General features: G+C 64.9%; 10 protein-coding genes and 1 tRNA gene. 7 read left to right on the plus strand and 4 right to left on the minus strand.

Annotated elements, in window-relative coordinates:
• Nucleotides 1–73 precede the first annotated feature (73 nt).
• The 3 genes from IC66_RS0103925 (at nucleotide 74) to IC66_RS46080 (ending at nucleotide 1,585) form a co-directional block, all read left to right on the plus strand.
• Nucleotides 74–304: a hypothetical protein gene (locus tag IC66_RS0103925; protein ID WP_028144732.1), complete on the plus strand. Its 231-nt coding sequence runs from the start codon at nucleotides 74–76 to the stop codon at nucleotides 302–304.
• A 187-nt stretch (nucleotides 305–491) separates the two neighbouring features.
• A complete protein-coding gene (locus IC66_RS0103930) occupies nucleotides 492–1,283 on the plus strand; it encodes a hypothetical protein (protein ID WP_028144731.1) in 792 nt (263 codons plus the stop codon).
• The gene (locus tag IC66_RS46080; RefSeq protein WP_131233215.1) at nucleotides 1,274–1,585 is read left to right on the plus strand and encodes a hypothetical protein; all 312 of its coding nucleotides are present in this window, start codon (nucleotides 1,274–1,276) and stop codon (nucleotides 1,583–1,585) included. The genes IC66_RS0103930 and IC66_RS46080 overlap by 10 nt, the downstream gene beginning before the upstream one ends.
• Before the next feature lie 52 nt (nucleotides 1,586–1,637).
• On the opposite strand, the gene IC66_RS45000 is transcribed toward IC66_RS46080, so the two are convergent.
• On the minus strand, nucleotides 1,638–1,811 hold the full coding sequence (locus IC66_RS45000; RefSeq protein ID WP_157158009.1) for a hypothetical protein: 174 nt from the start codon (nucleotides 1,809–1,811) through the stop codon (nucleotides 1,638–1,640).
• Between the two features lie 246 nt (nucleotides 1,812–2,057).
• On the opposite strand from IC66_RS45000, the gene IC66_RS47560 reads away from it, so the two are divergent.
• Nucleotides 2,058–2,219: a hypothetical protein gene (locus IC66_RS47560; protein WP_162832224.1), complete on the plus strand. Its 162-nt coding sequence runs from the start codon at nucleotides 2,058–2,060 to the stop codon at nucleotides 2,217–2,219.
• Between the two features lie 283 nt (nucleotides 2,220–2,502).
• Nucleotides 2,503–2,721: a hypothetical protein gene (locus IC66_RS0103950; RefSeq protein WP_028144729.1), complete on the plus strand. Its 219-nt coding sequence runs from the start codon at nucleotides 2,503–2,505 to the stop codon at nucleotides 2,719–2,721.
• A gap of 152 nt (nucleotides 2,722–2,873) precedes the next feature.
• Here the strand turns inward: IC66_RS0103950 and IC66_RS0103955 are convergent, their stop codons facing one another.
• The gene (locus IC66_RS0103955) at nucleotides 2,874–3,101 is read right to left on the minus strand and encodes a DUF2171 domain-containing protein (protein ID WP_028144728.1); all 228 of its coding nucleotides are present in this window, start codon (nucleotides 3,099–3,101) and stop codon (nucleotides 2,874–2,876) included.
• A 116-nt stretch (nucleotides 3,102–3,217) separates the two neighbouring features.
• Here IC66_RS0103955 and IC66_RS0103960 point away from each other — a divergent pair, with 116 nt between their 5' ends.
• Entirely contained in the window at nucleotides 3,218–4,504 is a 1,287-nt protein-coding gene (locus IC66_RS0103960; protein WP_038946717.1) for a hypothetical protein, read from the plus strand.
• 33 nt (nucleotides 4,505–4,537) lie between these two features.
• Here IC66_RS0103960 and IC66_RS0103965 read toward each other — a convergent pair whose 3' ends face one another.
• Nucleotides 4,538–4,765: a hypothetical protein gene (locus IC66_RS0103965; protein WP_157158010.1), complete on the minus strand. Its 228-nt coding sequence runs from the start codon at nucleotides 4,763–4,765 to the stop codon at nucleotides 4,538–4,540.
• Between the two features lie 145 nt (nucleotides 4,766–4,910).
• Nucleotides 4,911–4,987 (minus strand) — tRNA-Arg (locus IC66_RS0103970).
• A 408-nt stretch (nucleotides 4,988–5,395) separates the two neighbouring features.
• Between IC66_RS0103970 and IC66_RS0103975 the strand changes: the two genes are divergently transcribed.
• Nucleotides 5,396–10,600 (plus strand): alpha-2-macroglobulin family protein, encoded by a 5,205-nt coding sequence (locus IC66_RS0103975; RefSeq protein WP_038946718.1) that lies wholly within the window; start codon nucleotides 5,396–5,398, stop codon nucleotides 10,598–10,600.
• The last annotated feature ends 72 nt before the right edge of the window (nucleotides 10,601–10,672 follow it).

Raw genomic sequence — 10,672 nt, forward strand, 5'->3', positions numbered from 1 at the left:
GACGAACTGGACCGATCGGGATGTGACGGGACGTCGCAGAGGTGGTAAGCCGGCGCCCGCACGGTAGGTAGCCATGTCCACGTCCAAACTCGAGTCCAAGCCCGAACCGGGCGAGAAGCCGAAATCCCGGCCGAAGCCTCAATCCGGCGATAACCGCCGCGGCGCGATCGCCGGCTTGATCATCGCGATCCTGATCCTCGGTGTCGGCTGGTGGCTCGCGCGGGACCTTACCGCGGCCAGCAAGATGCAAGACTGCCTGATGTCCGGGCGGAGCAATTGCAACGTGATCGAGCCGGCCCGCTAGAAGCGCTCCAGCGCGGCCCGTCGAGCCGAAAAATTGCCGTGATCTTAATCATTTGTAACGCGACTTAGCCGAACAAAGCAGGTCAGCTATGTCAGCCGGCATCAAGCCGAGCGCGATCCGAATCGTCTATCGCGCCAGGCACCACGGCAATTGCGAGAGCAATCGAAAGAGTAGGGGTCAAGCACGCATGAGTGCGTCCAGCCGCATGAAGATCATCATTTCCTTGGTTTCGGCCATGTCGTTGCTCGCGCTTTCGGCACAGGCCCAGGACGCCAGGCCGTCGAGGGACGCGGGGCCGTCGAGGGATGCCGGCCAGCCTCCGGCTCGCCCGGGCGCTGGAGCACCGGCTCCGGACAGTCAGAACATGCGCAGGGGCCCGCCCCCGCAGCAGGCGGCCCGACCCGCGCCGCAGCCCGGTGGCCAGCCCCATGCTGGTCCCGGCCAGCACAGCGCCGGCGGCCCGCCGCCGGGACGCTATGTCGCCCGTGGTCCCGCTCCGACGCGCGACTGGGGCGGACATGCCTATCGTGGCAATCGCTCCTGGGATGGCGGGCGCTGGCGCCACGAAGTCCACAACGGCCGCTCCGGCTGGTGGTGGGACGTTGGCGGCGTCTGGTATTATTATCCGCAGCGGATGGCCGGCCCGCCGGCCTACATCTCCGAGGAATATTACGACGACGTGCCGGTGGCCTATGCCCCGCCGCCGCCTCCGGTCGCCTATGCACCGCCACCTCCGCCGCCGCCGGCTGATCCCGGCGCGAGCGCACTTGGCGGCGCCATCGTCGGCGGCGTGCTGGGCGGACTGATCTCGGGCAACGCAACAGGGGCTGCCGCGGGCGCGGTCCTCGGCGGCGCGACCGGAGCCATCGCCGGTGCCACCGCCGCATCCCAGCCGGGCTACTACTGGGCGCAGGGCAATTGCTACTACCGCTATCCGGACGGGCAGTACGTGGCGACCGATCCGCGAGCGTGCCGCTAAGGCACTGGTCGCATCCTGACCTGAAAGAGGCGGGCGAACGCCCACCTCTTTTTGTTCTGGTGCCGTCAACCGATTGTCTCGATGCGTATGTCGGCGCGACGTTCGGCGGCGCACAACAACTGCCTCAAAATAGCACTGGCTCCCGGTGCCGCTTCACGCGATTCTCAAAAGAAAAAACGTTGGGAAAACGATTCGCGGGGACGTGGGACATGCTGGATGCAATCCAGATCAGCTTGGCGCTTTGGGCCATGATCGTTTGCGGCGGGATCAAGCTGGGGCAGATGCTGCACTGCCTGGTTTAGCGAACGAAGCCGGCCGCGAGCCTTACTCGCCAACGCGACGGATCGTTCTGCGTCACACGAGCCAGTTGAAGAACGCAATTGCGCCCCAGACCAGGCCGGCGATCCAGGCCAGCATCACGATGCCGATGGTCCCGAGATAGGCGATGCCGAGCAGGTCGGTCCTTCGTCGTTGCGTCGGGACGTTGGCCGGAGCTGCTGCTTCTTGTGTCATGACGGGAAATACCATCGATGCCTCCGCGTGCTGCTGGAGCGTCGAAACATGGTTTAACCGAGATGCAGGTCGCGGACTGTGACACAATTCACAGATCGCCTGGATGAAGCCCAGCCGAATGGCTTCGCAATCAGCGCATGCGTGCAGTGAGGCAATTGTGCCGGAGCGTTTGCCTCGGTCCGGGAGCGGCGGACGTTACCCCGCAATCATACGGACGAAATTGCCATGGGCTTGTCCAGATGGCCGGCTAGAGTCGGTCGCATGTATACCAAGTACGACCCACAGCACGAAGCGGAGGCCGCGATGAAGCGGGCTGCGGCATCGGAAGGTGCCGACCGGCAAAGGCTGATCCAATTGGCTCTGGCCTGGCACGAGCTGGCCCGCGACCGGCGCGATGAGCGGGCGGACTGCGGGCATTCTTAGGGGAATTTCGCGTCAGACGATGACGGGCCGAACTCGGCCGGCCGGCTGATCTGCATGAGAAAGCCCCGTGCTCGGGGGACAAGCACGGGGCCCTTCAAAGCCGACCGGGGCTGGCAGGTCGGCACCACTTGATTTCAAGCCATCCAACGTGCCGGTCGTGATCTCGTTCCATGCCGCTGCTCATTTTGTTGTGCCGTGTTCGATACGCCTGGCATTGCGCAAGGCGACCCGCCTCGCTCGCGCTCGAACAGGAACCTCCGTTCCCCGCGGACGTTGGCCGTCCATGACCGACCCCGAGTTACGCGCACAGTCCTTCGACATTGCCTGGAAATATCTCGACCGATCCGGCTTGCTCACAGGCGAGCACGAGGACTCCGCTCGCTTCATCCTGAACAGGATCGATCGGTTGATGCTGCGAGGAGAGCGCCGCAGGCTGTTGTTGTCGAACGCCGCGATCGACGCCTACCTGCTGCGGCCGACGCTCGTGCCCATGGATACGTGAATGGCGACGTGATCGATCCGACGAAACGCGACGTTAAGAAATGCGCGGCGCCGACATTACGATTACGATTCGTGCTTTTGGAACGAAGCGGAGTCGGATCGTGAACAAACAAAAAGCCCCCGAAGGGGCTCAATGTTCAGGCGGCTCAATGTTCAGGCGGCTTCCGTCTTCGGTACGGCGTCGGCATTCATTGAAAGCTTGACGACATCGCCTTCGACGGCACCGACATATTTCATGTCGATGTAGTGATGATGGTCCTTGTGACCTTCCGGGCTGTCCTTGCGCGTCAGCTTGATGCGGTTGCCCTCGACGCGGTCGACGGTGCCGACATGTGCGCCGTCCTTGCCGATGATTTTCATGTGCTCTCTGATCTCAGACATGTCGTCCTCCTTGCACCGTCTCAACGGCCAGGATCGTTGTTCGTTGCAGCAGGCGTGCGTTGGACCCAAGGCGATTTCCGCACGTTGACGTCCGATCGGATCTGCCCAAGACTCGCATGGAGACCATTCAGGCCTATCTGGAACGGAAGCACAGGGAACTCGGGCTGTTGAATGACTGCCTGAGCCATCGGCTCGATTTGACGCGTCCGCGATCGGTCGACGAGGTCGTCAGGTCCAAATTCCAGATCACTGCGGCGCTCAGGGCAGAGCACGAGCTGCACGAGTGGAAGGCAACGGAAACAGCCTGGTCGCACAGCGCCGATCCCGTCAGCGGGCCGTTCAAGTTCAGTTACGATTACCAGCGGGCCGATCTTACGGTGCGCGGTCCTTCCTTCTATGAGTTCGAATGCGGCTGCATGAGCGCGGCGACCTATACTGCCTCGGGCATGGCTGCGATCTCCGCCGTCCTGCTGGCCTCCGCGCAAATCGTCGAGAAGGCTGATTTGCTGGTGCTTCCCGGCTCCTATGGCGAGACGCTGGAGCTGATCCGGGGCCTTGTTCCTCATTTGCGGCTCGTGGCTTTGAGGCCGCCGTTGGGTGATGCGTTTGCTTCGGCGAATTCGCCGAAAATTCTGCTTTTGGATTCCTGCTCCCGCGCCGGCGCTTTTGAGGCGGCGATCCGAAGCGACGGCTCGGGTCTCGATCTCGTGATTTTCGATACGACATGCTTCGCGGGCAGCTCGGGCCGGATCCGGCGCGTCCTGAGTTGGGCCCGGCGATACGGAATTCCACTGGTGCTGGTGCGAAGCCACAACAAGCTCGATTCGCTCGGGGCGGAATATGGCCGCCTGGGCTCGGCGGTCTTCGTGCAGGGGAATGATGACCTGCAGAGGGCAGGGCGGCCTGAATGGACACGTCTCGCGGCCGAAACCCGCAACGCGGTGCGATTGCTCGGCGGCGCGGCGTTGCCGGCGCACTTCCCGCCCTTTGTCGGCAGCGCGGTCTACTGGGCCCTCACAAAGAGGCGCGTTGCGGCGATCCTGCGCAACGGCCGCAGCATGGCCCGCCATTTTGCTGCAACACTCCCGGCGCTCTCGGCCGAACTCCATTTCGCCCACGGTCTCTATGTCACCTTGCGGGGCAGGAGCCCTCTCGACGAGGCGAGCGCGCGGCAGGCCGCCGAGGACATGAGCAACGAACTGCGCGCCGAAGGCCTCCCGATTCGCCATGCCGGCAGCTTCGGTTTCGACTTTGCTGCGACCGAGTGGTTTCACGACGCGACCACGGACCAATACAGCGTGCGGGTGGCGGTCTCGGACTTGCCGACGGAGGTCTGGGATGATCTCACCGCGGCGATTGCGCGATGGTGGCACGTTCGTCAGTCGACAGGTGGCCGAGGATGAATGTCGGCGCTTGCGCGGAAGAGGGCGCCTCGATCAGTCGATCGCCAGGCAGTGCTCCAAGGCCGGCTTTTCGCTGTTATCGCGGCTGGGACGCGCCCACTCCTGAACGGCGAAGGAAAGGTGATGCTGGCCCATGGCGGCGCCAATGATCGATGCTTGAGCCACCTTGATGGGCCTGGTGACCACACTGGTGTTCACAACGCCTGCGTCGATTGCCAAAAACGACATCGCGACGATCGCCACCGCAGATGCGATGGCCATTCTCGTCCATTCGGCAGGAAGCATCGGAGTCCTTAACGCGGGCGCAATTCGCCCGCCGCTTACATAGGGCTGATCGGCACGGTTCAAAGGCCCGCGTATGGTTACCCACGCGTTCGTGAAGGGCGGTGGATTTAGAAAATGAGACTGGCGATCCCAGCAGGACTCGAACCTGCAACCCGCGGAGTAGAAATCCGCTACTCTATCCAGTTGAGCTATGGGACCGTCGCTGCGCCAGCCTCCGTTTGGAGGCCGGCTGGTTCATCTACCATGCCAAATATGAAAAATATCGTCTTTCGCCAAGTCTGAACCGAACCGTTTTCCTCAGAGCCGCGACAAAGCGAGACGGTGGCATGTCAGGGTGCCGGGTTGAGCGGCAGCGGACTGGACGATGGATCACATCGCCGGGAACGCTGGCCAGCTTCCGGGATGTGGCCGCCGGTCGACGGGTCGGGTATCGCTGCGCCATCAGGACGGTGTGAGCGGCGGTATCTTGATCGGTCTCCTCTGGGCTTGCCTTTCCATGGCGAATGCGACGAATTGCACCTTTGGTTCCATCGCCTTGAGTCCGTCACCTTTCCGCGCATTTCATGCTGCCCGCGGGCGGCTGTCCGCGATTTCCGGGAGTCCATCATGATTGGTCTTGTTCGCGCCGTCACACTCTGCGCCACGCTGGCGCTCGGCCTCGCCGCCGCGCATGCCGCGGACAAGGCGTTCAAGCGCGACGACCTCGCCGATGCCGCGATCAAGCTGGAGGCCCAGATCAAGAGCGAGGCCGGGCCGGTCGCCAAGTCCAACGCGACGCTGCGCACCGACGCGGACGCCGCCTTCCGGCGCAATGATTATCGCACCGGCCTGTCGGTGCTCGGCCAGATCGCCGCGACCACGCCGGAGGACGCCGGCAACTGGCTGCGGCTTGCCAAGGTCATCTTCCAGATATCGCCGAAGAGCTCGAGCGAGCAGACCTTCCTGCTGGAACGCGCCTCGACCGCGGCCTACATCGCCTACCAGCGCGCCGGCAATGCCGGCGAGGAGGCCGACGCCCTCGCCGTGCTCGGCAAGTCGCTGTCGGAACGCAAGCTGTGGCGGCCGGCGCTGGATTCGCTGCGGCTGTCGCTCGACATGCGCGAGGTCGCCGACGTCCGCGGCCAATATGAGAAGATGCGCGACGAGCACGGCTTCCGGCTGCTCGACTATACCGTGGACTCGGATTCGGCGAGCCCGCGCGCCTGCTTCCAGTTCTCCGAGGAATTGGCAAAACGCACCGACTTTGCGCCGTTCCTGGCGTTGGCGGGCCAGGACAAGCCGGCGCTGTCGGCCGAAGGCAAGCAGCTCTGCGTCGACGGGCTGAAGCACGGCGAGCGCTACAACATCAGTCTGCGCGCCGGCCTGCCGTCCACCGTGAAGGAGGGGCTGCCGAAATCGGCCGAGTTCAACGTCTATGTGCGCGACCGCAAGCCGTTCGTGCGCTTCACCAGCCGGGCCTATGTGCTGCCGCGGACCGGCCAGCGCGGCATTCCCGTGGTCAGCGTCAACACGCCCGCGGTCAACATCAACGTGTTCCGGATCGGCGACCGCAATCTGATCAACACTGTGGTCGACAGCGATTTCCAGAAGACGCTGTCGAAATACCAGCTCTCCGATCTCGGCGGCGAGCGCGGCGTGAAGGTCTGGACCGGCGAGCTCGCAACCGCGATGACGCTGAACCAGGACGTCACCACGGCCTTTCCGGTTGACCAGGCGCTCGGCGAGCTTCAGCCGGGCGTCTACGTGATGACGGCCGCCGCCAAGGGTCCGGGCTCGGACGACGATTACCAGCTCGCCACCCAATGGTTCATCGTCTCCGATCTCGGGGTGTCAGCCTATTCCGGCAATGACGGTATCCACGTGTTCGTGAACTCGCTGGCCTCGACCGATCCGGTCGGCAAGGCCGAGGTGCGGCTCGTTGCCCGCAACAACGAGATCCTGGCGACGCGCAAGACCGACGACAGCGGCCATGTGCTGTTCGAGGCGGGCCTTGCGCGCGGCGAGGGCGGCCTGTCGCCGGCGATGCTGACGGTCACGGGCGAGAAGGCCGATTATGCCTTCCTCAGCCTGAAGTCCTCCGCCTTCGATTTGTCCGATCGCGGCGTCTCAGGCCGCGTGGTGCCTGCAGGCGCCGACGCCTTCGTCTATGCCGAGCGTGGTGTGTACCGCTCCAGCGAGACCGTCTATCTCACCGCGCTGTTGCGCGACGGGCAGGGCAATGCCGTCAGCGGCGGGCCGCTGACGCTGGTGATCGAGCGCCCTGATGGCGTCGAATACCGACGTGCCGTGCTCGCCGACCAGGGCGCCGGCGGCCGTACGCTGTCCGTGCCGCTCAACTCGGCCGTTCCGACCGGGACGTGGCGGGTGCGCGCCTTCACCGACCCGAAAGGCTCCTCGGTCGGTGAGACCACTTTCATGGTCGAGGACTACGTTCCTGATCGGATCGAATTCGACTTGTCCGCCAAGGACAAGCTGATCAAAGCTAACGCTCCAGTGGAGCTTAAGGCGGACGGCCATTTCCTCTATGGCGCGCCCGCGTCCGGCCTGCAGCTTGAAGGCGACATGCTGGTCGCGACCGCGAGCGAACGTCCGGGCTTTGCCGGCTACCAGTTCGGCGTCGCCGACGAGGAGACCACCTCCAACGAGCGCACGCCGCTCGAGAATCTGCCCGAGGCCGACGCCAATGGCGTTGCGACCTTCCCGGTGACGCTGGACAAGCAGCCGGCTTCGACCCGTCCGCAGGAAGCCCAGATCTTCGTCCGCATGGTGGAGACCGGCGGCCGCGCCGTCGAGCGCAAGATCGTGCTGCCGGTGGCGCCCGCGACCGCCCTGATCGGCGTCAAGCCGCTATTCGGTGACAAGAACGTCGCCGAGGGCGACAAGGCCGAGTTCGATGTCCTGTTCGTCTCGCCCGAGGGCGAGAGGTTGCGCCGCGACGGCCTGCGCTACGAGCTCCTGAAGATGGAGTCGCGCTACCAGTGGTATCGCCAGAACAATTACTGGGAGTACGAGCCGGTCAAGTCGACCTCGCGCGTTGCCGACGGTGATGTGACCGTTACGGCCGACAAGCCGGCGCGGATTTCGCTCACTCCCCAGCCCGGCCGCTACCGTCTCGATGTGAAGTCGAACGACGCCGATGGCCCGGTGACCTCGGTGCAGTTCGACGTCGGCTGGTATTCCGACGGCAGCGCCGACACGCCGGACCTCCTGGAGACCTCGATCGACAAGCCGCAATATTCCTCCGGCGACACCATGACGGTGTCGGTCAACGTCCGCAGCGCCGGCAAGCTGACCGTCAACGTGCTCGGCGACCGCCTGCTGACGACGCAGACGATCGACGTCAAGGAAGGCACTGCCCAGGTGAAGCTCCCGGTTGGTAAGGACTGGGGCACAGGTGCTTACGTGGTGGCGACGCTGCGCCGCCCGCTCGATGCCGCTGCCCAGCGCATGCCGGGCCGGGCGATCGGGCTGAAATGGTTCGGCATCGACAAGCAGGCCCGCACCTTGCAGGTCAAGCTGTCGCCGCCGGCGCTGATCCGGCCCAACGCAACGTTGAAGATCCCGGTCAAGCTCGACGGACTCAATCCGGGCGAGGACGCCAAGATCGTCATCGCCGCGGTCGATGTCGGCATCCTCAACCTCACCAATTACAAGCCGCCGGCGCCGGACGATTACTATCTCGGCCAGCGCCGCCTGAGCGCCGAGATCCGCGATCTCTATGGGCAGCTCATCGACGGCATGTCCGGCACGCGAGGCCAGATCAAGTCCGGTGGTGACGCTGGGGCTGCCGAGCTGCAGGGTTCGCCGCCCGCGCAGAAGCCGCTGGCGCTCTATTCCGGCATCGTCACGGTTGGCTCCGATGGCAGCGCGGAAGTCGGCTTCGACATTCCGGAGTTCGCCGGCACCACGCGCGTGATGGCGGTGGCGTGGACCGCGACCAAGCTTGGCCGCGCCAACACCGACGTCGTGATTCGCGATCCTGTCGTGCTCACCACGACCCTGCCGCGCTTCCTGCTCAATGGCGACCACGGCACGGTCAACCTCGAGATCGACAATGTCGAGGGACAGGCCGGCGACTACGTCATCAACGTGAAGACCGGCGGCCCCGTGAAGATGACCGGCAATCCCGCCACCACGGTCAAGCTCGCCGCCAAGCAGCGCAACTCGTTTGCGCTGGCGATCGACGCGACCGCGGCCGGGCAGGCGACGCTGGACGTCGACATCAGGGGGCCGAACGGGCTGACGCTGGCGCGCCATTACGCGTTCGACGTCAAGGCGGCGACGCAGGTCCTGGCACGGCGGTCGATCCGGACGCTGGCGAAAGGCGAGAGCCTGACGCTGACCTCGGACATGTTCTCCGACCTCGTGCCGGGCACCGGCAGCGTCTCGGTTTCGGCCAGCCTGTCGACCGCGCTCGATGCGGCGACGATCCTGAAAGCGCTCGACCGTTATCCGTATGGCTGCTCGGAGCAGATCACGAGCCGCGCGATGCCGTTGCTCTATGTCAACGACCTTGCTGCCGGCGCGCATCTGGCCATGGACACCGAGGTCGATCAGCGCATCCGCGATGCGATCGAGCGGCTTTTGGCCCGTCAGGGTTCGAACGGCTCGTTCGGCCTGTGGTCGGCCGGCGGCGACGACGCCTGGCTCGACGCTTACGTGACGGACTTCCTGACCCGTGCCCGTGAGAAGGGTTTTGCGGTGCCGGACGTCCTGTTCAAGAACGCGCTCGACCGTGTCAGAAACTCCGTCGTCAACGGCAACGAGCCGGAGAAGGACGGCGGGCGCGATCTCGCTTACGGCCTCTATGTGCTCGCACGTAACGGCGCAGCGCCGATCGGCGATCTCCGCTATCTCGCCGACACCAAGCTCAGCAACCTCGCAACCCCGATCGCGAAGTCGCAGCTCGCGGCGGCGCTCGCTCTGGTCGGCGATCGCAACCGCGCCGAACGCGTGTACGGCGCCGCGCTCGACAGCCTCGCGCCGAAGCCCGTGCTGGAGTTCGGCCGTACCGACTACGGCTCGCAGCTTCGCGATGCGGCGGCTTTGGTGTCGCTCGCCAGCGAAGGCAACGCGCCGAAGGCGACGTTGACGCAGGCGGTGTCGCGGGTCGAGACCGCGCGCGGGCTGACGCCCTACACCTCCACGCAGGAGAATGCATGGCTGGTGCTGGCGGCGCGGGCGCTGGCCAAGGAGAACCTGTCCATGGAAGTGGACGGTCAGCCGGTCAAGACCGCGCTGTACCGCAGCTATAAGGCCGCGACGCTGGAGGGCAAGCCGCTGAAGATCACCAATACCGGCGATGCGCCGGTGCAGGCGGTGGTCTCGGTGTCGGGCTCGCCGGTGACGCCGGAGCCGGCTGCGTCCAACGGCTTCAAGATCGAGCGCAACTACTTCACGCTCGACGGCAAGCCGGCCGACATCAGCAAGGTCAAGCAGAACCAGCGCTTCGCGGTGGTACTGAAGATCACCGAGGCCAAGCCTGAGTACGGCCACATCATGGTGTCCGACTATCTGCCGGCAGGCCTTGAGATCGACAACCCGAAGCTGGTGTCGTCGGGCGACAGCGGCACGCTGGACTGGATCGAGGACGGCGAGGAGCCCGAGGATACCGAGTTCCGCGACGACCGCTTCACTGCGGCGGTCGATCGCGCCTCGGATTCAAAGTCGGTCTTCACCGTCGCCTATATTGTGCGCGTGGTCTCGCCCGGCAAATACGTGCTGCCGCAAGCCTATGTCGAGGACATGTACAATCCCTCGCGCTATGGGCGGACGGGCACGGGAACGGTCGAGGTGCGGGCGGCGAAGTGAGTGCTGATGGGATGAGCGCAGCGGAGCCACATACTCAGTCGTCATGCCCGGGCTTGTCCCGCCTGCGCGGCC

The sequence above is a fragment of the Bradyrhizobium genomosp. III genome, from assembly GCF_000261705.1.
GTDB classification, from domain to species: Bacteria; Pseudomonadota; Alphaproteobacteria; order Rhizobiales; family Xanthobacteraceae; genus Bradyrhizobium; species Bradyrhizobium ottawaense.